The sequence below is a fragment of the Xylella fastidiosa genome, from assembly GCF_011801475.1.
Classification (GTDB): domain Bacteria; phylum Pseudomonadota; class Gammaproteobacteria; order Xanthomonadales; family Xanthomonadaceae; genus Xylella; species Xylella fastidiosa.
This window is the reverse complement of the sequence record NZ_CP044352.1, coordinates 1,898,829-1,920,308: the sequence shown is the minus strand read 5'-3', so window position 1 is coordinate 1,920,308 and position 21,480 is coordinate 1,898,829. Positions and strand designations below refer to the sequence as shown.

The window sequence follows — 21,480 nt, the reverse complement described above, 5'->3', positions numbered from 1 at the left end:
CGGAATGTAGGTTCCAGATGTTGACATTACCGGAGCTACTGCGCTTGCAGGGACGCCGGGTCAAGAAGCGGCAGTTACGCCCGCCGCGACCCAGCCGCCACGCTGAGGCGATGTATAGGAACGAACTGCTGGCCTTGGTGCGGGTGCTGCACCAAGCAGTGCGGGAGGAGGTGCTGCCGGTGCTCAACGCATCGCAGCCCCACATGACACGTGATGCGCCTGACGGCAACGCCCCACAAGGCTATCTGGCCTCCCAGTTCATGCAGGCCATTGAAGCGGCCTTGCTGCGGGCGGCGTTGCGCTGTGGTGGCTTGCCTCAATGGGCCGAGCGGATGGCCGCCCAGCAGGTGCAGCGTGTGGACCGTCAGGTCGTACAGACGATTGGCAGCGCCGTGCGTACCGCCTTCGGCATCGACATCACGTCATTGATGCTGGCCCAGCAGGTGCGCACGCAGATACACGCGGCCCGTGCCGTCAATGTCCAGTTGATTACCTCCATTCAGCGACAGTATTTCGACAAGATCGGTACGGCCGTGTTGCAAGGCGTCATGCAGGGCAGACGCGCCAAAGATGTTGCCAAGGAGATTGAACAAATCACCGATGCCACGGCATCACGGGCCACATTCATTGCACGGGATCAGACATCAAAAATGAATGCCGCATTCAATGAAATCCGGCAAGTGGGGTTGGGGATTGAAAGCTACACCTGGCAGACCTCAGGAGATGAACGGGTGCGTGAGGATCATGCCGCCCATGATGGCACCGTCTTTCGATGGAGCGATCCCCCCGCGACGGGGCATCCGGGACAGGACTACAACTGCCGCTGTGTGGCGATTCCGAACGTGACGCTGGAAGGCCCTTGATGATCACCCTAGATGTCCAACTGACCCAACGTCGCAAGACGCCGGAAGGGTATCTGATCGTACCTGCCCGATTTGCGCGCACCGGCATACAGCACTATGCCGCCCACGAACTGGGGGTAAGCGATGCGGATCCCCAGCGGGTGATTCGCGTCTACCGACCGCCTGAAGAAGTGTTTGCTGCTGAGGCTATCGCCAGCTTTGATGGTCGCCCGATCACCGATGAGCATCCGGATGAGGAGGTGACCGCCGAGAACTGGCGCGCCCATGCGGTGGGCTTTGCCCGCAATCCACGGCGCGAAGGGGAGTATCTGGTGGCCGATCTCACCATTACCGATGAGGCGACCATCGAAAAGATTGAAGCTGGAAAACAAGAACTCTCCGGCGGCTACAGCGCTGAGTACGACTGGACCCCGGGCCTGACGGCTGAGGGAGAACCTTACGACGTCAAACAGATCCGGATCCGTGGCAACCACATTGCCACCGTTGCCGCGGGCCGTGCTGGACCCCAGTGCCGCGTGGCCGATCGTGACATTGCCTTACCCCCACCCTTTGGAGAACACCCCATGACCAAACGCCGCATTAGTGTTGACGGTATCAGCCTGGAGCTTGAAGAGACCGAGGCCAGCGCGGTTGAACACCTGGCGGCCAAACTCAAGACGGCCACCGAGAAAGTGGATGCCCTGGAAGAGGATCTGCACGCCGCCCAGGCCCCCATCAAACTGGACAGCGGCCAAGCGCTGACCAAGGAACAGCTGGTGGCCAACATAGCGGACCTGTCCAAGCAATTGGCGGCGCTGGAAGCGGCCCGCGCTGCGGACGAAGACCCGCAACAGCGGGATCAAGCGATTGAAGCCATGTCACGACAGATCGGCGATGCGCGGCGGCTGGTGCCGGGCCTGGTGACCGACGGCAAGCCGTGCAGCGCAATCCGCCGTGAAGTGGTCAGCCGTCTCCACCCCACGTATTCGGCCATGATTGACACCTTACTGCACGGGGTCCGTGTGGCCGATGCCGCGCAGACGGCGGTGGACCTGGCGTTTAACGTTCTGGCGTCCGCGCCGGTGACGGCTTCGGCAGGGCTGGCTGCTGAGGCGGTGAACGAGGCGTTACGGCGTCAGATCGTCAAGACATCGGATGCCGACCTGGACCCGCGAGCGGCGTATATCCAGCAGCTCACCCACGCCACCTATAGCACTTCAGCACCCTAAGGAACACGCATGTCCGGAATTGACTTATCCACCTATGGTGGGCGCTTACTTGATCTTGGCGTTGCGGGGCAAGTGATCGACTTGAACACCAGCGGCCTGTGCAACTACAAAAACGCCGGAGAAACCCCGATTGATTTTGGCTTATTTGTGGCACGCGGCCCCAAAGACGCCACCTGCAAAGCCCCCGATGGGGCAGATGCCGCCATCCTGGGGATCAGTGTCCGCCATGTCACGATGGTGGCTGATGCGGCCGGACAGGTCCGCTATGCCCCCCATGCGATGGTGCCGGTGTTGGAGATCGGTCGCATCTGGGTGATCTGCGAGGATGGCTGCCGCCCGGATGATCCGGTGTTTATCCGCATTGCGGGAACGGGGGCCTGGGGCGCGGCCCGATCTGCCGCCATCGCTTCAGACACCATTCCCTACCCCCAGGCCATCTGGGATAGCACGAGCGCCCCCGGAGCGCTGGGCGTAATCCGCATTCTTAAATAAGGGACCTGCATGAACATGATTGACATACGCCGCCGTCAGATAGCCGATGCGTTGAACCCGATGTTGCTGACCGATGCACGGTATCAGACCTGTGATGCCACCCAAGCGCTGGCGTTTTTGGTGTCGCAACTGACCCATGTTGAATCGACGATCTACGCCCGCCAGCGCCAAGGCATCCAGTACCGGGATTTGGTGCCCATCAGCACCGAAGCGTGCGAGTACGCCACCTCGGTGACCTATCAAATGTATGACTATTCCGGACGGGGCAAGCGGCATTCTGGACGGGGCGAAGATATTCCGACGGTCGATGTGGCCTACGCACAAAAGAGCGTGCCTGTCGTGTTGGGCACCATTGGCTACGATTACACCACCGAGGAACTGCGCCAATCGGCCTTTCTGCGTAAACCCCTCAACACCGCGCGGGCCGATGCGGCGATGGATGCCTATGAGCGCCATATCAACGATGTGGCGTTGTTTGGTGAGGACGAACTCACCGGCCTGTATACCCATCCTGGCGTGCCGGTCCTGTTGAACACCGCCGGACCTTGGATCGGTCAATCGCCCGCCCAGGTGCTAGCCTTGTTCAACGCCCTGATCTCCAGCGCTTGGATGAACACCCACTATGTGGAGATGATCGATACCGTTCTCTTGCCTGGTAGCGTGATGAACTATCTGGTGTCCACCCCGCGCAGTGACAACAGCGATAAAACCATTCTGCATTACGTGCTGGAAAACAACATTGCCAAAGCTGAGCGTGGCCTTGATCTGACCGTCCGCACCGGCTACGGCTTAGAGACGGCAGGGGAAGGCGGCACGACCCGCGCCATGCTGTATACGAAGAACCCCACCAAGCTGGTGCTGCATCTGCCCATGCCGATCCGGTTTTTGCCCCCGCAACCCAAGGGCCTGACGTTTGATATTCCAGGCGAATACAAATACAGCGGCGTGGAGTTCCGTTATCCCAAGTCCGCCCTGTATGCCGACGGCATTTGAGTCTGAGGCCACACACATGACACCAGCGCCCTGAGGCGCTTTTTTTTGGGAGAACGCAGCACCATGACCACGATCATGCTCAAGAACACCCGCAGCTGTGATGTCACCCTGGATGGCGTGACGATCCAGGCCGGACGCACGCAGGCCCTGGAGGCCGCACACGTGGAGCAGCTGCGGCAGCACCCTGGCATTGGCCTGTGGTTTGACAATGGCTATTTGGTGGAGCAGCAGCAGGAGCCGGTCCAGCGGGAGGAACAGCAGGAGAAGCCGCTCCAGCCGCACAGCCCCCCTGAGGGGGCGGGCCCACCCAACAGTGAAGGGCAGGTTTCTGGTGAAGGGAGCGCGGCTGTCCTTCCGGGGACCGGCAGCCATGACAGCACGCCGGTCAAATCTGGCAAACCCGGAAGGAAGGGATGATGTCCGAGTCACTGACGCTTCACACGTTCCTGGCACGCTATCCGGAGTTTGCCACCCAGCCCCCGGAACGGGTGGCTCAGGCCCTGGAGGATGCCCATCCCTGGCTGGACGCGTCCCGATGGGGAGCGGCGTATGCGCAAGGAATCGCGAGCCTGGCGGCCCATTTTGTGTGGTCCACCCCAGGGCTGGGCGACAGCGCCGCCACCACAGGCGCGGTAGTGTCCGAGCGGGCCGGTGATCTGCACATCAGCTACGCGGCGCTGCCCTCTGACAGTGCCAGTGACGCTTGGCTAGCCACCTCGGTGTATGGACAACGTTACCTGGCGCTGCGTCGGATGATCGGCCTGGGGGCCTTGGTCGCCCCATGAGTGCGGTCACGATCCTTCGGCCCGCCGATCCCCAAAAGTGGAAGGCCCTGGCGCAGCGGCTTCAGACGCTGGGGGAGCGCGCTGTGGTGGTGGGCATTCCTGCCGCGCACAACGCCCGGACGGAAGACGGGATCGGCTCGGCTGGACTGTTGGCGGTGCATGAATTGGGTGCACCAGAGCGGGGCATTCCGGAACGCTCGGTGGTGCGGCGTTCCATCAGCGAACATCAGGACAAGTATGTGGCCCTGCACAGGCAGCACCTGCGCGCAGTGCTGCGTGATGCGATGACCGTAGAAACCGCCCTGAACCTGCTAGGGACGGTGGCCGCCGGTGATGTCAAGGCGACGATTCGTCACGCGGACTTACCGCCGCTGAGGCAACAGACCATTCAGCGCAAAGGCTCCAGCGCCCCGCTGATTGACACCGGGCAGATGCTCCAGTCGATCACCTATGAGGTGCGCGATGCTGAAGATTAGCGCGCTGTTTGGCAATCCACGCTTTGCCCAGACCGTCACGGTACACCGTGACCACGGGCACTATCGCGCCGATGGCACCTGGATCCAGGCCAGCGTTGCGCACCCTGTGCGAGCGATCCTGCATCCGGTCAAACCCGATGACCTGCAATTGCTTCCAGAAGGGCAGCGCTATTTTCCCTCCAAAAAAATCATGAGCCAGCACGCGCTATGCGTCGGTGATCTGGTGCACTACCAGGACACCACCTGGCGCATCGTGCAGCTTTCTGACTGGTCCGAGTATGGCTACTACCACGGTATCGCCGTTCGACATGACGGGACTGCGCAACCTGCTGCGGATGCTTTTGGCCTTACCTGAAGGAACCGTCCGCCCTGCCGACCAAGCCGCCCCCTGTGGAGCCGCACCGTTTGTGACGGTGAAGTGCGTCAGCAGCACCCCATTGGGGGCGGCGCGTGTCGACACTGACGGAGCGCAGCAAGTGATCACCTGCACCTACCTACACCAGATCAGCGTCAATGCCTATGGCGGCGACGCCTACGCCCAACTCTTGCAGGCCCGTGCGTTCCTGTCCTGCGAAGCAGGCATGGCGGGGCTGCGGGCACTGCGGGCGGGCCTAGTATCCGTCAGCGCCCCCCAGGACCTGACCGCCATTGTGGGCGGCGGCTATGAAGCCCGCGCCCGGATCGAATTACAGATCACCCACCACCACCGTGTGGTGACCACCCTGGCGGCTGTGGACAGCGCAGACATCCATATTCACACCCGCACCGGTCACATCGCCAGCGTGACCATGACGGCACCGGAGACCCAGTAAATGGCGCTAGCGCTTTCAAACATTGTCACTGTGCAACTCAATGGACAGCCCCAGTCAGCACCCCGTCGTGACTTTGGGATGCTGGCCGTGTTCACCCCCGAAGCGGGCAGCGTGTTTGTCGATACCAAAACACGCTTCATGTATGCCAGCACGCAGCAGCAGGTGGAACACGCCTTTGGCAGCTACTCCAAAACCGCAGCCGCCACACGTCGCTTTTTTGCACAAAGCCCCCGCCCCAAACAGCTCATGGTGGCGCGCTGGAATCGATTTAAACAACACATTGCCGCCTCCCCAACGACACTCACCTCCGGGCCGATTGCTCAGGCCGATACGTGGTACAAGGGCGTGGATGACGGCTGTTTTTCCATCCGCATCTATGGTGTGGATGTCACCTTATCCAAGCTGAATTTCACCACGGCCACCTCATTCTCCCAAGTGGCGACGGTGTTGAATAAGGCACTGGATGAGTTTGGAGTGAATTGCCGATTCTTAAATGACTGCTTTGAACTCTATGCTGCCGTGGCCGGAGGAAATAACGCCATTGGCTATGCACAGCAGCGCAGTCCCTCTGGCACCTATGTCGGGCACTGGCTGAAGCTTGAAGCCGATCAGGCCCGCCTGAACATCGGTAACAACGCTGACACCATTGAGGCCGAGACATTACCGGATGCCTTTGCGGCCTTGCAGGCACTCACCACCGGCTGGTATGCCGCCGCAGTGGCCGATGAGACATTGACAGACACGCAGATCCGATCCGCCTCCACCTGGATCCAAGCGGCAGACAAAAAAATCATGGGATGGACGACCCGTGATCCGGCGCATTTGGACTTTAAAAAAACCAATGTGTTCAGACAGCTCAACGCATCAGGGTGTGATCGCACCGTGGTGCTGTACGACACCACGGACCCCTACGCGGTGATCTCGTGGTTGGCCCGTGCCTTGTCGGTGAACTTCAGTGCCAACAACGCCGCCCTGACCATGAAATTTAAGCACCTGCCCGGCGTGGCCGCAGATCAATTGACACAGACCCAGGTGGCCCAGTGCCTGCGTTTAGGCATCAACTATTACGCCTACGTTGATGATGTGGCGATGGTGGCCGAAGGCACCTGTCTTGGCGGGCGCTTCTTTGATGAAGTCCATCTGCTGGATTGGCTGGTGGATGCGGTGCAAAAGGAAGTGTTTGCCGTCCTGCATCGCAGCCCAACGAAGGTGCCGCTGACGGATGCAGGCACCCACCTGCTGATCGCGGCCTGCAAAAAAGTCTGCCAAGAAGGGGTCCGTAACGGCGCCTTTGCCCCTGGCCTCTGGAACGGGCAGGCCCTCGGTGCGCTGGCCACCGGCGATTACCTGGACGCTGGTTTTTATGTCTGGGCCGATTCAGTGGACACCTTATCGACCTCTGATCGCCAAGCACGCCGGGCACCGCCCATCCAGATCGCCGTGAAGCTGGCCGGTGCCATCCATGCGGTGGACGTCATCATCCACTTTGACCGATAAAGGAATCCCATGTCCGTCTTCGACCCCAAACAAGTGTCGGTGCTGCTCAATGGAACCCAGATCAAAGACTGGGCCGATGGCACGGACGTCATCGACGCCAAACACAATGCCGATGCCGGTGCCTACACCATCGGGGCCAGCGGCACGGGCGTGTTTGTCGCCAACGCGGATCGATCCGGCACCTTAACCTTGAAAATCAAACAGCACAGCGCCGACAACGCCTTTTTGAGCAGGCGACTGGCGCAGCAACGCGGCGCGATCCAGTCCTTCACCCCCTTCACCCTGGATATCCGTGACCTGTTGAATCAGGACGTGGTGACAGCCACCCAAGGGTATTTCACCCCCCCCCAGGATTTACCCGGGGCGCCGGACACAATCCAGAAACCTGGACACTGGTGTTTGAAGTGATGGACATCACTCTAGAAAAAGGCTTTGGCAACGCATGAACAATGAACATCGTTTTGAAATACAGGGCCTCACCTACGTCATGACCCCGGCCAATGCGATGGCGGCCTGGCAATCACTCAAACGCGCCGGGGTGCTACTGCGGGGGATGGATGCAGACGCATTGGCCAACGCCCAAGGCGCCGCCTCCGTTGCCCTGGGGACGCTGCTGAGCCATCTGGGCGACCCTGCGGTGACCGAGATAGAAGCCCTGGTGTTTGAACAGACCGCGATCAAGACCCCCGAGGGCACCACCTACCGGCTCAGCCCAGATCGGCTCAATGAGCACTTCAACACCCGCCGTACCCATCTGCTGCGCGTCTTGATGGAAGGAGTCAAGTATCAATACAGCGATTTTTTCGCTGGCGGCATGGCGGCCTTTCAGGAGCTGAATCCCATGCCAAGCGCCGAGCAACCGTAACCGACTGGTTTGTCTGGGCACCGATCATGCGCGGCTATTGCGATCTTGACCAACTGCGCACCGTGTACTGCCTCAGTGACTTATGTAGCTTCCACACCGCGATGGTGGAATGGGATGCCCTCCAGCATGACGCACTAACCCCCTGCGATGATTCTCGACGAATTCCTGATCCGCCTTGGCGCGGTCGCTGACACCTCAGGCTTCAACACCTTTAGCACCGGCCTGACCCGCGTTACGGGCCTCGTGACGGTGGCCGCCGCCGCCATGGGCGGGGCGCTGGCGGGAATGAATCGCTTTGTCGGCAGCGCCTTAAGCGAACTCAATGCCCTCAACAGTGCCAGCCAGCGCACCGGAGCCAGCCTGTCCTTGCTCCAGGAGCTGGGCTATGCGGCGCGTTTGAATGGCTCCTCTGTGGAGGCCTCGACCCGTTCTATTGAATCCTTGTCCCAAAAAATAGGCGAAGCCGCCAATGGAGTGGGGCGCGGGGCCATGCTGTTCCAAAAGCTGGGCTTGCAGGCCCGACAGGCCGATGGCTCCGTTAAATCCGTTGGCGACATGCTGGGCGATGTGCAAGAAAAAATCCGTGGCTTGTCGGCACCACAACAGCAGTCCATCCTAGCCAACCTGGGCATGGATGCCACGATGCTGCAAACCCTGCGCCTGAGTCGTGAAGAGTTAAACAGCGTCTTCCAAGAGGCACACGATCTAGGCGTCATCACCGCGGATGGTGCCGATACCGCGCTGGAGTATGGCGATGCGATGGAACGCCTGCGCGTGGTGCTGGGGGCGTTACGGACCAACATCGCCATTGGGGTGGCACCGGCCTTCACCCGGCTGATTGAGCACTCCAAACACTGGTTGATTGCCAATAAAGAGCAACTGCGTGATGGCATCGGCAAAGTCGTCAAGATCCTCATTGCAGCGGGCACCGCCGTATGGAACGTCATCCGTGCCGTGAACAGCGCGGTGAACCAAACCATTGGTTGGAAAGCGGCGCTGCTGGCCGTGGGCGCGGTGCTGGCCCGGGCCTTTGCACTGAACCCACTCACCTGGCTGATTGCGGGGATCGTGGCCCTCGTGGCCTTGGTCGATGACTTCATAACCTACCTGGACGGCGGAGAGTCCTTGCTCGGTGCCTTCTGGGGTCCACTGATTGCCTACGCCAAGCGCGCCAAGGCCGTGATTGAACACCTTACGCCCGCACTCAACGCCCTTGGCGTCCTCTTAGCGGGACTGGCCATCGGTCACGTGGTGAGTCATATTGGCCGCCTTTTGGGTGCAGGCCGCACCCTGGCGCTGTGGCTGGCGGGGCCGTTGGTGAAAGCGCTCCAGGTTGCCGCGCTGGCGTTGCGGGTCGCGTTTTTGTCCAACCCCATTGGAGTAGTGATTGCAAGCGTGGCCCTGTTGGCCTATGCGATCTATACCCACTTTGACAAGATCAAGCAGGCGGTGGGCACCGCTTGGGACTGGTGCACCCGCACCACCCATGCCGCGGTTGGGTCCATCCAACACACGCTGCAAGAGGCTGCCGCCGCCGCCAAGACCACCTGGGCCAGCGTCAAGGACGCCTGTGCGCTGGCCTTTAGCCACAGCATCGCCAGCGCCGATAGTGCCGTAAACCGCTTGCGGGCCGTGTTCAGCGCCATGGGCAGCCGTATCAGCGCCGCCCTGACCAGCGCCTTCGACACCCTCATGACGCTGTGGGACCGTACCGTCGGGCGTATCGCCCAGGGGGCCGAGCGGATCAAAGGCTTTTTCCGAGCGATTGCTCCAACACTGAAGCAGGCCGGTCGTGACACCCAAGACGTGGCACAGCGCGTCAATGCACAGGTGCAGGCCGCCCAGACGACAGCGCGTCACGCCGCTGCTCAGGCCGCCACGCCCGCCCGTTCTCAGCCCAACGTGCATTCCCAACAGGAAGTAAAGATCGATATCCACACCGCCGACCCGATCCTGGCCGGTCGCCAAGCCGCCGCCGACATCAACAGACACCACCAGATGGCGCTGCGCAATACCGGTAGTGCTGTGGCGTTTTGATCCGTCCAGCCTATCGGTAAATCTCACCCCGGTGACCAACACGCACTACAAGGACGCGCAAAACGCTATCTTGAATGGCGCAGACGACCCGGAAATCACCAACACGATAACGCCAAAAGCCGCCAAGTGGTCCGGTTAATGCTTTACCACTGCTGCGTGGGTTTTCTAGTCCGGCGATGCGCTCATCCATGAAATCGACAATGCGCCGCGCCATGTGCTTGTCGAGCTTGCGTAACTGCTGCTTGGCCGTGTCGGTGTAATCAATCGTCCAGGCCAAGCGTTTTCCTCACATCGGCAGCAGAATGCACCTGTTCTTGTCCATGACGGACACGTTCCAACACATCGGCAGCAAGGTAGTAATCCTCCATTTCCTCAATGCCATGCTCAATGATTTCACGTAGGTAGTAAGCCTTTGTGCGTCCCGTATGGGAGGCAAGAGAGTTCAGCCTTTGCTCCATTTCAGGAGAGAGGCGAATCGAAGTCGCCATGTCAAAACCCCCACTTAGATGCATGTATTCATTGTATCGCAGATGAGATCGCCCAATGGGCATCTCCAAAGCTGACTCCCTGCTTCACCGAAACAGGTTTCCACCCCCTCATGATCACCCTGACCCACCGCCACATCGGCACCATCACCCTGGATGCAGTGCTTGAAGAAACGCACCAAGCCGAGCTGCGCATCACTGAAAACCCGATAGAGTCTGGCGCGATGATTGGCGATCACGCCGTTCTGATGCCGCAGACCGTCACCATTGCTGGCATTGTGGTGGACTACCACCCCCAGCGCAGCCCAGCCCCTGCCGCAGAGGAACACAGGGCCGAGCCATTGAATTTCCTGACCGATCGCGTCCCATTCCCCACGGACCTGCTGCCCTTCACCGCTCAGGCGCTGCGTGTGGCCCAACGTGAGCTGCCCTCGGTGATCAGCCAAGCCACTGCACCCCAGAGCGACGGCCAGCACGCCGTGCGCCCTCTGGCCGATTGGCTGCCGGATTACCAGCCCATCACCCCCCGTGATGATTCTGCCACCACAGGCCGCATTGCCCAGGTGTACACCGCCCTACGGAATCTACAACGCAGCGGACAGACCCTGGAGGTACACACCGGCGTCCAGACGTATCAAGACATGTTGATTCTCTCCATTGCGTCCAGACAAACCCAGGATGGTTCGATTGAATGCGTGCTGACAGTGCGAGAACTGTTCATCGTCAAGACAACATCGATTTCTGGTGTCTCATTGCCCGCCCCCAAACGCGGCAGGAGCGCCTCCCAAGGCGCGGCGCAACGCCACAGCGGCCAGACCCACCCTAAGCCGGTGGACACCGAGAAGAACCGCTCCTTACTGCGTCAGATGTCTGGACTGTTCTGATGTGGCAGATTCCCGTGGATAGCAGCGCGTATCAGACCCAGTCGTTTCGCGTAGGTGCCGAGTCCCTACGCTTGATCCTGCGATGGAATCCGGTCCCGTGTTGCTGGTCGATGGACCTGTACACCGCGACCCTAGATCAGCCCGTGGCGCAAGGCGTCCCCCTGGTGGTGGGCGTCCCCCTGCTGTGGCGGCGTCCTGTGGATTACTTCTTTTGGCTGACAGATGAAAGCGGTTTAGAGATGGACCCGATGCGCCACGATGACCTGGGCGAACGCTGCTTGCTGTTTGTTGGATTAAAAGAGCAGGTCCGCCCATGAAACAGTTTGGCCGCCAGTATCGCCTGGAGCTGGGGTCCAGCCACGATGGGATTGCCATCGACACCCTGCGCATCGCCTTTGACATCCGTAAAACCAGCGACTCCACCCCCAACCCCGCCAAGATCACCGTCTGGAATCTCAACCGCGATCACCTGAGCTTGCTCACCAGCCGACAGTACAACAGGGTCCGGCTACTCGCCGGTTATGCCGACCTGCGCCTGTTATTTGTCGGTGACATCATCAAGCCTTCTGTGAGACGCGATGGAACCGATTACATCATTGAACTGGAATGCGGCGATGGCGATCACGACTACCGCCATGGGCATGTTTGCTTATCGTTGGCCGCAGGGGCGACCGATGCCCAGGTACTGCGGGCACTGAGTACCTCCATGCCGTCTACCCGGCTGGGACCTATCCAGATGCAGGGACAACGTGGCTTGACCCGCGGCAAAGTCCTGTCGGGCAATACCCGCGACCTGCTGGATGCAATGGCCAACAATCATGGTGCGGACTGGTCCATCCAGGATGGCGCACTGATGTTACTGCCTGCCGATACCGTCCTGGCCGGTGACGCCGTGCTGCTGTCTCAAAGCAGCGGCATGATTGGCTCCCCCGAAGTGACCGATGATGGATTAAAAATCACCACCTTGCTCAATCCGGCCTTGCGCATCGGCGGCCTGGTGCGCGTGGACTCGATCATCCCTATCTACAACGGCGACTACAAAATCACCTCACTGCAAGACATGGGCGATGTCATGGCCGAAGCCTGGTTCAGTACGGTGACCTGTGTGGGCGGTGATTTTCAGAACGTGAGGCCGTCTGTATGAGTCTGGATGACTGGAATAACGCCTCCCTCAGTGCCGTACTGCAACGCAGTACCGAAGCGCTGGCCCAGCGCCTGCGTGTGGCCTTGCCTGGGCAGATCGTCCGCTTTAACCCAGTCACCCAAACGGCGACCGTACAGCCGTTGATCCAGCAGAAGAGGAACGATGGCTCCCTTCAGCCCTTACCGGTACTCCAGGATGTGCCGGTATCCTTCCCGCGGGGCGGCGGCTTTGTGATCACCTTCCCCGTGGCTGCTGGGGATGAATGCGAACTCATCTTCCAAGATCGCTGCATGGATGCCTGGTTCCAGTCTGGCCGTGCGTCCGAGCCTGTGGACTATCGCCTGCATGACCTGTCTGATGCCGTTGCCTGCGTGGGAATTGCTTCCTTACCCAATGTCATTCCGAGGTTTGAAATGGACGGCGTGGTACTGCGCACCCTGGATGGCCGCGCCTCATTCAAACTGGATACCCAAGGCGTGATCACGCTGCGCGGCAGCAAACTGGTTCTTGATCTTCCCGTGGAATTCACCCAGGGACTGCGTGGTCATGGCGACGTCGTATCAAACCGCATCGGCCTGGAGACACACACCCACGACAACGTGGAGAACGGCCCAGGACAGACAGGCCCGGCCCAATGAGAGTGCGGCGCTTGGACAGCCAAGGGGATTGGACCTTCGGCAACGGGCGCGGCAACTATGCTGCCGCCAGCGATTGCCTGGCACAGCGCGTAAAAACACGGCTGCGCTCCTTGCGTGGCAACTGGTTCCTGGATCTGGACCACGGCCTGCCGTGGCTGGAGCTGATGGAGCGGCCTGCCGACCTGGTACACCTGGAGCAGGAGGTCAAGCGAACCATCCTCAGCACCGAAGGGGTGCGCCGCCTCACCGCCTTCTCAATGGCCTTGGAGGCTGACACCCGCACCTTAACCATCCAGGTCACCTTGCTGGATGTGGACCAGCAGGCGATGACCGTTAGCACCACGCTGTGAGGGGATGCGCTTAACTCATAGAGGAAGGTGTGAATGACATCCGTAAACCAAGCGCTTTAGCCACTTTTAAGATGGTTGAGAAGCTTGGGTTGCCGTCGTTAGAGAGTGCCTTGTCTAGTCCTTGCCTGGACATGCCAACGTCACGAGCAAGCTGACTTAAATTACGAGCACGAGCGACAGCACCAAGTGCCCGTGCAATAAAAGCAGGATTATCCCTACCACCTTCTTCCATGACGGCTTCCATATAAGCCGCAATATCTTCTTCGGTTTTGAGATAGTCAGCGGTGTCGTATCGACTAAAAGTCTCATTATTCATGCTCTAATCCTTCCACAGTGCAGCCAGTGCCTTAGCCTGCTCTATATCTCGTACTTGTGACGATTTATCGCCACCGCAAAGTAAGAGAATCAGTACTGCACCATGCTTCATAAAATAGATCCGATATCCGGGCCCATGGTCGATCCTCATTTCTGAGATGCCAGCACCCACAGGCTTCACGTCGCCGGGATTGCCAAGTGCGAGCCGATCAAGACGCGCTTGAATTCTGGCGGCTGCTTTGCGGTCACGTAAGCTGTTTATCCAAGCATCAAAAGTGCTGGTTTTGATGAGTTCGACCATGTGCAAACTATAGTTTGCATGTCGTTAAGTATCAACCACAGTTGATAATGTAAATGAAATGAACGACCACACCCGCCACCTTGGCGATTGAGTAAACCATGGGAAAAGTCACCACCAGCGGATACGAAGCCGAGCGGCTGGATACGATCATTGCCCGCTTGCAAGAAGGCTTCCGCTGGATTTACGGCAACGATATCAACGTTGATCCAGACAGCCCCGATGGCCAGTTGATTGGCCTGATTGCACAGATCAAAGCCGATCTGGAAGAACTGGGCACGGACATCCACCGGCAACTGGACCCGGATTACGCCAGTGGCGCATGGCTAGAACAACGCGTGGCCTATGCGGGCCTCACCCGCAGGCGAGCCAGCTACAGCTACTTACGCAATGTCACTTTGACCGGCACACCCGATGCCTTGATCCCGGCAGGGTATGTTGTTTCAGATCCCAATCGCTGCCGCTGGCAGCTCGTGTCACCCGTGCGCCTGGATGCCACTGGCCACGCATATGCAGACTTTCGCAGCGATACCTTAGGCCGTTTTGACGTCCCGGCACACACCGCCCTGACCATTGAAACCGTGGCCCTGGGCTGGGACTCGGCCCTCACGACCGAGGACGCCGAAGCAGGGACAGAAGAAGAGTCCGATGCGGCGCTGCGCGCCCGCTTCTTTAAAAGCCGTGCCAAGACATCCACCAACAATGCTGACAGCATCCAGGCCACGCTCTGGGGGCTGCCCGACGTGCGCCACGTCGTCTGCTTAGAAAACTTCACCGATACCGTGGATGCTGCGGGAGTCCCCGCCCACGGCATTAACGTCATTGTGGAGGGGGGCCGGGATGAGGCCATTGCTGAAGTGATCTATCACCATAAAACACTCGGGACAAACATGCGTGGTGAGGTACGGGTAGAGATTAAAAACAAACACGGCCAACCTAGAGAGATCTATTTTGACCGGTCCGTTGCGCCGCCCGCATCGAAGTAGAGCGCGATAGCAGCACGTCCGGTATTGATACCCATGCGATCAAACAGGCATTGGCCGAGCGCTCCTTTCTGATTGGCGAGCACGTCCACCGCAGCCGACTGTATACCCAAATTAATAGTGTCCCAGGCTTTTGGGTGACATCGCTGATGATCGGTCAAGCAGGCCAAGCGTTGTCTGAGCAGAATATTCCTATCGACGTGAGAAGCATGGCGCGCTTTGCAATGAATGATCTCCAGGTCATCGTGCGATGAGCTACGCGGACCTGTTGATCTGGCAGTACAAGGGCCAACCCAAGGCCACCGCCACCGCTGCATTGATCAGCGATACCTTCGGCACCACCTGGAACGGCTTAGCCGATCTGCGCCAGACATTGGATATCGAACGCGCCACCGGAACACACCTTGACCTCATCGGCCAGCATGTCGGTCAATCCCGTATTTTATCCAGTGAACGCACCCCCGTACGGCACGATCTGAGCTTGGACGATGCAGCCTACCGCTTTCTCATCAAGTGCCGCATTGCCAAAAATCACATGACCGGCACCGCGCCCAATATGGAGGAAGTCCTGGACTTCATCTTTCCCGGCAGCGCCGCAGTGCTGGACCACTACGACATGAGCTATACCGTGTTTGTCAGTACTGCAATGATTTCAGACGTCATCGGCCATGCCATCACCGTGCTGGACATTTTGCCTCGTCCAGCAGGCGTGCGGGTTCGCTACAACCTTGTGACGCATCTGCCCTTCGGATACGAGCGCAGCAACCGTAACTACACACACGGCACCTTTGGCGACCCACCCGAGCGATAACCCATGACAGAACACTACTTCCGTACCCCCTTTGCCCAGCAAGGGGACAGGATCCACGTGCCCGAAGCCAAAGACAGTCACGGCTTTGTGAGCTACACCCAAGGATGGGGGCCGGACTATCAAAAAGATTTAACCAAGGAGCCGACGGCTAAACCCGTAGAACGCACTGTCATGAATGCCGTGCTGCACGCCATCACCACGGTGCTTAAAGGCTACCAGGAATACGGCAGCCCTGAATTCATCACCGCCGAACAGAATAACGGCACGCCATTTTCATACATGCGTGGGGTGATCGTCCGATACCGCCCGGATCACGCAAGCCGTTACGGGCTGTATCTGTCCACGGCTGACAACAACACCGATACACCGCTACAGAATGAACCCAACCGCTGGACGGCACTCTCCAGGTACGAGCCTGGACAGATTGTCTACACCGCAGGCAAACGCGCCTTACCCGGCACCCTGTTGTGTGATGGCCGCGCTGTATCGCGTGCCATGTACCCACGCCTGTTTGAGGAAATCAACACCAGTTATGGTGCCGGTGATGGTGTCAGCACCTTCAACATTCCCAATTTTCTTGAAGGCACCGTCGGCGTTCACACCGCCGACCCTGCCTTGGTCGGCACCTTCACCAGCGGGCAGGTGATCTCCCATGCGCACACCGCGACGGCCGAGGAGGGCGGTAGGCATCTCCATCCTGTCACAGTCCATCCCGCAGGCCGCCATACACACCCTGCCAGCGCAGCAGCGGCGGGCAATCATCTACACCAGGCATGGAGCGACGAACAAGGATTGCACCAGCATACAGGCAGCACCTCTTGGGACGGTGACCACGCGCATATCTTGGGTTCTTTCAGAGCGATCTATGCCTCTGGAAGAGACATGGGTTTTTATGAGCAAAATCAAGGCAAAGTCACGACCAATGTCACTGGCGGGCATCTACACAGATTCACCACCGATGCAAACGGCAAGCATGCCCATAACATCAGCATGCAGGCCGCAGGGTTTCATGTGCATGACATTGCTGTAACAGCAGAGGCAGATCATGCTCACGCGGCAACAGCCGAATCGGCAGGCAGGCATGGCCACACTGTGTCCATTGATCGCTTTGGAGAACACCACAACCTGCCCGCTGGACTGCGCGTCATGGCGTGTATCGCGTATTGATCAGCGACATTGATGCATCGCATTTTTTTCGATGAGCCTTTGCTCCTCCATCACCTTTAAACGTGTTCATGCCATGCACTAGAGTTCAGTGGTAATCGACAATTGAGACAATGATGACTAGTTTTCTTGTGTCATCTTTACTTTACTTCCATGTTGCTTAATAGCCTGGATATACCACTATTACACTAAGGGTAATAGTGGGAATATTTAATTACAGATAGCACCTCTCCAGCTTCATGATGGAAAGATTGATGAGCAGAACAGGAAGCGGTGCGGTATCAGTGCCTACAAAACCCCTTACATCGCGTTGCGGTATTTTCTGATATTTCCTGCCTGTGTCAGGCAGGAATCTTAACCCTGCCGGACGCGGGGCCATTGAGGCTGCTCCACCCGCGAGGCGCTAGGGCAGTGCCTTTTCCGGCAGCTTAATTTGAAAGTGTGAGACTAATTATTAATTAATAGTCCGTTTTTGTTTAGTGAAAATTCATTTTTAATCAATAATTTAAAAATTTTATGGGCGAATTGACAGGATTAAAGGCTGATTTAGCCCAGCTTGTTCGGCTGGCGCTCGCCGAGCAGGCGGAGGATGTGCATCTCTTCGCTGCGAGGTTGGTCAGGAAGTACCGGGGCACTGAGCCGGAGTTGGCTGAGCAGGTGGCGCTGCTGCTTCGTGCCAGCCCGCATCGGGCGGGTGCGCTGCTGCGCAGATGAACTCGCCTTTGCTGCCGGACGCGGGGCCATGATGGCTGCTCATCCTGCTAGCGGCGTAAGCGTGACCGCATTAATAAACATATTTGCAATAGAATTCAATTAAATTTCCTGGCAAATGAATTAGAGTGGAAACGTGAAATTAAAATTTAAGGAAATAAAATGCGGGCAATAAAATTAAATAAGTTATCTTTAGGTTTATTAGGAATTTTCAGTCTGACGTTAATTCCTTCCCTTAGCATAGCTAAATCTCAAGAGGGCCAAGTTCTATTTAAAAACAGAATGACCGGCAGCCATGTGTTATCTGAAAATGATGTTGGAGTAGGTATTAATTTTTCTGATCAAGAAGCAGAAGAAGCTCAGCGTTATTGGACTCCAGAAAGAATTGCTTCAGCAATACCATTAGATTCAGATCAAGATTTGAGTGCTGAAAAGAACGTTAAAGAATATTTGAATGAAAATAAAATTAATAATCAAGGAAGCTATGAGGCGGTTTACTGGATAGGCCGGATATATTTTGATGTCCGCGGTCGCCAATACTCTTGTACAGGTGCGTCAATTGAATCCGATTCAAAAAGCATCGTCGCAACCGCTGCACATTGCCTCTATGAAAAAGGAGAATGGTCAACTCGTGTAGTTTTTATACCTGCATGGGATGGTGTGAATAAACCTTTATTAACTTGGGGAGCTATCTATTATCAAGTCTCGCGTGTATGGAGATATGAAGAAGACCGTGGACATGATGCAGCTTTCATTAAGTTTAGGCCACTTAATGATTGGTACGGCAAGAAAGAGTATCTTGCTGATAAAGCGGGAGCTCAAACGCCTAGCTTTTCATTAGGGAAGTCAGGGCTACATTATCAAGCATTTGGCTATAAAAACTTAAGTGGATTTAACAATACTCCACTTTTCACTTGTCAAGGTGAAGGCAGGCATTTTTGGGGAATATCGAAATATCCAGAGCTAGAGATACCGGGTTGTACTGTTCCTGGGGGATCTTCTGGTGGACCCGTTTATCACACATCTAAAGAAGGACCTAACGGAAATCAGGTCGGAGTGATCACGGAACAGAGAAAGGCAAAAGATGGGACTCCCTTGCTAATTTTCGTTCCTTGGGGAGAGGTTGAGTATAGTCTTTATAAAACGGTTGATGATTTTGGGAGATAATAAAATATCCTTTGTAAAACATAAGATTTGTAATCTCTGCATTGTTGTCATAATTAAGCTTGATGTTTAAGGTTACCCGCACAATGGACCAACAACGAATGGGAATACTGCATGCTAATTGGTTTGGCATCTAATGGGGTTTCTCCTGTTTTTCCCTGTGCACGGCGTCTTTATTACCTCAATAAAACTGATGCAGTCGTATCCTGCCGGACGCGGGGCCATTGAGGCCGCTCAACCCGCGAGGCGCTGGAGCAGCGCCTCTACCGGCACCTCGCCACTACCCAATACAACCAGAGGGGCTATATATAGGGGGCTATATAGTCTGTCAGACCACTTAAAGCTTAAATTTGAATCAGACATCTCAGGATTTTTTTGTGTTGTACTTGTCGTAATTCGAAACAAAAAAGTCCTATTTCAATGATGAGAATAATACCTTGGCTATCGATTTATCGGCTTCTGTTATTTCTATTGATCTCTGGAGGGTTTATGAGTCAGTTTCAGAAAAATCCGTTTTATTTTGGTAATACAGTTGTTTTTACCTTGCTTGTGTTGTTGTCCCTGGGAGTCCAAGCAACGCCAAGGGATGAGGTAATAGTGAAATCAATTTCTAAAGAGGAGCAAAGTGCTGCTCTCAATTATTGGACGGATGAGCGGATTGAACAAACATTGGCACAAAATAAAGCCTATGATTTCAAACCAGATCGGGTTGATCCCGCTGGAGGTACCGAGATGATGTCGACAGGGCGACTATTTTTTATTCGTAACGGTCGTAATTCGTTTTGTACTGCGAATGCTGTGGAATCGGCGACGAAAAGCGTTATTGCTGACGTGTTAAAATCGAACATTTGGTATTTTTAGCCCACTATCGTAAAGGGGAGTGGGCTGGACGTTTTCCTATACGTAATGTCTTTACGGTGGTCGGTTGGGATGCACGTGAAGAAGATGGATTTGACTTTGCTTTTTTGAGTGCTGCATACGATAACTACGGAACTAAGGTCGGAAATCTCGTTATGGCATCACCAATTCGATTCTTCGCCCCACCATTGCTCGGTAACTTCTATATGTATGGTTATCCAGGTGCGATCCAAGGAGGCGAGTTTCCTTACAAATGCTCAACAGTACATCCCATTGAAAATCCAGTGCTCAGGCCAGGCCCGGAGTTGCGTATTGGTAGCAACTGTAGAGATTTTTCTGGTGGGACTTCGGGGGGGCCTGTGATGCAGACATTACCAGACGGAACATATCAAACAGGAAATGTGAAATCCTACATATCAAGTTCTGGTTCGGTTGCATTTACTTATTGGGAGACTGCTGCTCATGGTGCTTGGGATCGGGCCCAACACGACGAATAGTTTTGTAGGATATACCACCAGCGGCAAGTACGTTTTGACTGTCTTTTCCCTCATATTCCCTCATATCTTTAGTAATCATGTCGGAACGTGCTTGCTTTAAACATTATCCGCTCACTCTATCATTACTGTTCCACCTCATAACCTAACCAATTTAATGTGTGTAATTCGAGTCGCCCCTCCAAACTAGGTGCGACTCCCATTGTTTGTCTCTAGTGGGATTGTTGGCAGCAGATAAAAACTTTCTACTGTAAGGGGTTGCTCATTGGCCTATTTCCAGTAATCCAAGCAGGTTAGATCGTTAGAAATCTCACCATATATCCACAAGCCAGATACTGAAACCCCTTACATCGCGTTGCCGCATCTTCTGATATCAGCGCCCCCGCTTCATGCGGCATCTTAACCCTGCCGGACGCGGGGCCATTGAGGCCGCTCAACCCGCGAGGCGCTGGAGCAGCGCCTTTTCCGGCAGCTTAGCCGCTTTGATTAACGAAATATTTTTGTAAAGAAATCACGTTAAACGAAACTCGCTCTTGATATTGCGTTTATTAATGAATTGGCCGTGAGTTTTACGGCTATAACTCAACGTTGCAGAGAGATTGCAGCAAGGTGCCTTAAATTATTTAGAGCGAGCGCTATTTCTGCGAAAGGTCCGCGCGATGCGGAGTTATATGGGGTTGCCTTAGTGATTCAGTTAACTAGAAAAAACAAGGGAAAATAAAGCCAACATGTACCACTACACCGAATCAGGCCTAGGTAATGTGTGGTTACGCAACGGGTTTACGGTGCACAAGACACCCTATGGTGACGGCATTGCTATTGATAATTTACCAAGTCTTCATAGAAGCCTTTCCCTAGCGCTGGCGCTAAAACCGGCCACCCTTTCAGGTTCCGAAATCCGTTTTATGAGAAAGGAACTCGAGCTATCGCAGCCCGAGTTCGCGGCTCGTCTGGGTACGAATGTTCAGACGGTTGCGGCCTGGGAAGAGGGGAGGGCGGCGCTTCCAGATGCCGCAGACAAAATGATCCGCGTTCTAATCAATGCGCATTACAAAAGGTGATGGGTGGATCGGTTAACCCCAAACCCCACGGGGGGAATCCAAAGGCGTTTCCACTCCGCAATTTCTCATTTCCATCAAAAATCCCCTGAAAA

Annotated in this window: 30 protein-coding genes and 1 pseudogene; 27 read left to right on the top strand and 4 right to left on the bottom strand. The window is 56.4% G+C overall.

The features are described 5' to 3' along the window. Positions 1-17: 17 nt before the first annotated feature. The 14 genes from F7G16_RS08665 (at position 18) to F7G16_RS08600 (ending at position 10,028) form a co-directional block, all read left to right on the top strand. A complete protein-coding gene (locus F7G16_RS08665; protein ID WP_004090288.1) occupies positions 18-863 on the top strand; it encodes a phage head morphogenesis protein in 846 nt (281 codons plus the stop codon). Then, positions 863-2,071, top strand: a complete 1,209-nt coding sequence (locus F7G16_RS08660) for a DUF2213 domain-containing protein (RefSeq protein WP_004090289.1) — start codon at positions 863-865, stop codon at positions 2,069-2,071. The genes F7G16_RS08665 and F7G16_RS08660 overlap by 1 nt, the downstream gene beginning before the upstream one ends. 9 nt (positions 2,072-2,080) lie before the next feature. Further along, on the top strand, positions 2,081-2,563 hold the full coding sequence (locus F7G16_RS08655; RefSeq protein WP_004090290.1) for a structural cement protein Gp24: 483 nt from the start codon (positions 2,081-2,083) through the stop codon (positions 2,561-2,563). 9 nt (positions 2,564-2,572) lie between these two features. Further along, entirely contained in the window at positions 2,573-3,556 is a 984-nt protein-coding gene (locus F7G16_RS08650) for a DUF2184 domain-containing protein (RefSeq protein WP_004090291.1), read from the top strand. Positions 3,557-3,619: 63 nt separating this feature from the next. After that, positions 3,620-3,973 carry a hypothetical protein gene (locus F7G16_RS08645; RefSeq protein WP_011097882.1) on the top strand — a complete coding sequence of 118 codons (354 nt, stop codon included), beginning with the start codon at positions 3,620-3,622 and terminating at the stop codon, positions 3,971-3,973. After that, positions 3,973-4,341, top strand: a complete 369-nt coding sequence (locus F7G16_RS08640; protein WP_004090294.1) for a DUF4054 domain-containing protein — start codon at positions 3,973-3,975, stop codon at positions 4,339-4,341. Before F7G16_RS08645 ends, F7G16_RS08640 begins: the two co-directional genes overlap by 1 nt. Next, on the top strand, positions 4,338-4,817 hold the full coding sequence (locus tag F7G16_RS08635; protein ID WP_004090295.1) for a phage virion morphogenesis protein: 480 nt from the start codon (positions 4,338-4,340) through the stop codon (positions 4,815-4,817). The genes F7G16_RS08640 and F7G16_RS08635 overlap by 4 nt, the downstream gene beginning before the upstream one ends. Further along, positions 4,792-5,172 carry a hypothetical protein gene (locus F7G16_RS08630; RefSeq protein WP_174851815.1) on the top strand — a complete coding sequence of 127 codons (381 nt, stop codon included), beginning with the start codon at positions 4,792-4,794 and terminating at the stop codon, positions 5,170-5,172. The genes F7G16_RS08635 and F7G16_RS08630 overlap by 26 nt, the downstream gene beginning before the upstream one ends. Then, positions 5,096-5,629, top strand: a complete 534-nt coding sequence (locus tag F7G16_RS08625) for a phage neck terminator protein (RefSeq protein WP_004090297.1) — start codon at positions 5,096-5,098, stop codon at positions 5,627-5,629. Before F7G16_RS08630 ends, F7G16_RS08625 begins: the two co-directional genes overlap by 77 nt. Next, complete coding sequence (locus F7G16_RS08620; protein WP_038232978.1) at positions 5,630-7,126, top strand: DUF3383 domain-containing protein; 1,497 nt, start codon at positions 5,630-5,632, stop codon at positions 7,124-7,126. A gap of 9 nt (positions 7,127-7,135) precedes the next feature. Beyond that, positions 7,136-7,534, top strand: a complete 399-nt coding sequence (locus F7G16_RS08615; protein WP_241558753.1) for a phage structural protein — start codon at positions 7,136-7,138, stop codon at positions 7,532-7,534. 34 nt (positions 7,535-7,568) lie between these two features. Further along, positions 7,569-7,991 (top strand): phage tail assembly chaperone, encoded by a 423-nt coding sequence (locus tag F7G16_RS08610; protein WP_012382587.1) that lies wholly within the window; start codon positions 7,569-7,571, stop codon positions 7,989-7,991. A gap of 26 nt (positions 7,992-8,017) precedes the next feature. Continuing rightward, positions 8,018-8,182 carry a hypothetical protein gene (locus F7G16_RS08605; protein WP_162849007.1) on the top strand — a complete coding sequence of 55 codons (165 nt, stop codon included), beginning with the start codon at positions 8,018-8,020 and terminating at the stop codon, positions 8,180-8,182. Next, positions 8,139-10,028, top strand: a complete 1,890-nt coding sequence (locus F7G16_RS08600; RefSeq protein ID WP_011097989.1) for a phage tail tape measure protein — start codon at positions 8,139-8,141, stop codon at positions 10,026-10,028. The genes F7G16_RS08605 and F7G16_RS08600 overlap by 44 nt, the downstream gene beginning before the upstream one ends. A gap of 10 nt (positions 10,029-10,038) precedes the next feature. On the opposite strand, the gene F7G16_RS08595 is transcribed toward F7G16_RS08600, so the two are convergent. Both F7G16_RS08595 and relB read right to left on the bottom strand, forming a co-directional pair. Next, positions 10,039-10,305 (bottom strand): type II toxin-antitoxin system RelE family toxin, encoded by a 267-nt coding sequence (locus F7G16_RS08595; protein WP_011097988.1) that lies wholly within the window; start codon positions 10,303-10,305, stop codon positions 10,039-10,041. Continuing rightward, entirely contained in the window at positions 10,289-10,516 is a 228-nt protein-coding gene (gene relB, locus F7G16_RS08590; RefSeq protein WP_004091377.1) for a type II toxin-antitoxin system RelB family antitoxin, read from the bottom strand. The genes F7G16_RS08595 and relB overlap by 17 nt, the downstream gene beginning before the upstream one ends. A gap of 110 nt (positions 10,517-10,626) precedes the next feature. Between relB and F7G16_RS08585 the strand changes: the two genes are divergently transcribed. The 5 genes from F7G16_RS08585 to F7G16_RS08565 are packed head-to-tail and all read left to right on the top strand — an operon-like array spanning position 10,627 to position 13,529. Next, the gene (locus tag F7G16_RS08585; RefSeq protein WP_004090769.1) at positions 10,627-11,397 is read left to right on the top strand and encodes a phage baseplate protein; all 771 of its coding nucleotides are present in this window, start codon (positions 10,627-10,629) and stop codon (positions 11,395-11,397) included. Beyond that, positions 11,397-11,714: a phage baseplate plug family protein gene (locus F7G16_RS08580; protein WP_011097873.1), complete on the top strand. Its 318-nt coding sequence runs from the start codon at positions 11,397-11,399 to the stop codon at positions 11,712-11,714. The genes F7G16_RS08585 and F7G16_RS08580 overlap by 1 nt, the downstream gene beginning before the upstream one ends. Continuing rightward, positions 11,711-12,541, top strand: coding sequence for a phage protein (locus F7G16_RS08575; RefSeq protein ID WP_004090766.1), 831 nt, complete (start codon positions 11,711-11,713; stop codon positions 12,539-12,541). Before F7G16_RS08580 ends, F7G16_RS08575 begins: the two co-directional genes overlap by 4 nt. Beyond that, entirely contained in the window at positions 12,538-13,179 is a 642-nt protein-coding gene (locus tag F7G16_RS08570; protein WP_004090764.1) for a Gp138 family membrane-puncturing spike protein, read from the top strand. Before F7G16_RS08575 ends, F7G16_RS08570 begins: the two co-directional genes overlap by 4 nt. Next, complete coding sequence (locus F7G16_RS08565; RefSeq protein ID WP_011097986.1) at positions 13,176-13,529, top strand: contractile injection system sheath initiator; 354 nt, start codon at positions 13,176-13,178, stop codon at positions 13,527-13,529. The genes F7G16_RS08570 and F7G16_RS08565 overlap by 4 nt, the downstream gene beginning before the upstream one ends. Before the next feature lie 10 nt (positions 13,530-13,539). On the opposite strand, the gene F7G16_RS08560 is transcribed toward F7G16_RS08565, so the two are convergent. Together F7G16_RS08560 and F7G16_RS08555 are read right to left on the bottom strand one after the other, a co-directional pair. Further along, positions 13,540-13,845 carry an addiction module antidote protein gene (locus F7G16_RS08560; protein ID WP_004089254.1) on the bottom strand — a complete coding sequence of 102 codons (306 nt, stop codon included), beginning with the start codon at positions 13,843-13,845 and terminating at the stop codon, positions 13,540-13,542. Positions 13,846-13,848: 3 nt separating this feature from the next. After that, positions 13,849-14,145 (bottom strand): type II toxin-antitoxin system RelE/ParE family toxin, encoded by a 297-nt coding sequence (locus F7G16_RS08555; protein WP_004089252.1) that lies wholly within the window; start codon positions 14,143-14,145, stop codon positions 13,849-13,851. 98 nt (positions 14,146-14,243) lie between these two features. On the opposite strand from F7G16_RS08555, the gene F7G16_RS08550 reads away from it, so the two are divergent. The 8 genes and pseudogenes from F7G16_RS08550 (at position 14,244) to F7G16_RS08520 (ending at position 21,388) form a co-directional block, all read left to right on the top strand. Further along, the gene (locus tag F7G16_RS08550) at positions 14,244-15,128 is read left to right on the top strand and encodes a baseplate J/gp47 family protein (protein WP_236641892.1); all 885 of its coding nucleotides are present in this window, start codon (positions 14,244-14,246) and stop codon (positions 15,126-15,128) included. 50 nt (positions 15,129-15,178) lie between these two features. Further along, positions 15,179-15,379 (top strand): hypothetical protein, encoded by a 201-nt coding sequence (locus tag F7G16_RS12310; RefSeq protein WP_236641891.1) that lies wholly within the window; start codon positions 15,179-15,181, stop codon positions 15,377-15,379. After that, the gene (locus F7G16_RS08545) at positions 15,376-15,936 is read left to right on the top strand and encodes a baseplate wedge 1 family protein (RefSeq protein ID WP_014607744.1); all 561 of its coding nucleotides are present in this window, start codon (positions 15,376-15,378) and stop codon (positions 15,934-15,936) included. The genes F7G16_RS12310 and F7G16_RS08545 overlap by 4 nt, the downstream gene beginning before the upstream one ends. A 3-nt stretch (positions 15,937-15,939) precedes the next feature. Continuing rightward, the gene (locus F7G16_RS08540; protein ID WP_038232954.1) at positions 15,940-17,103 is read left to right on the top strand and encodes a phage tail protein; all 1,164 of its coding nucleotides are present in this window, start codon (positions 15,940-15,942) and stop codon (positions 17,101-17,103) included. 513 nt (positions 17,104-17,616) lie between these two features. Beyond that, entirely contained in the window at positions 17,617-17,814 is a 198-nt protein-coding gene (locus F7G16_RS08535) for a hypothetical protein (protein ID WP_012382581.1), read from the top strand. Between the two features lie 159 nt (positions 17,815-17,973). After that, entirely contained in the window at positions 17,974-18,978 is a 1,005-nt protein-coding gene (locus tag F7G16_RS08530) for a trypsin-like serine peptidase (protein ID WP_072866373.1), read from the top strand. 486 nt (positions 18,979-19,464) lie between these two features. Beyond that, positions 19,465-20,330: pseudogene (locus F7G16_RS12670) on the top strand (trypsin-like serine peptidase). Positions 20,331-21,055: 725 nt separating this feature from the next. Then, a complete protein-coding gene (locus F7G16_RS08520; protein ID WP_004089713.1) occupies positions 21,056-21,388 on the top strand; it encodes a helix-turn-helix domain-containing protein in 333 nt (110 codons plus the stop codon). Positions 21,389-21,480 lie beyond the last annotated feature (92 nt).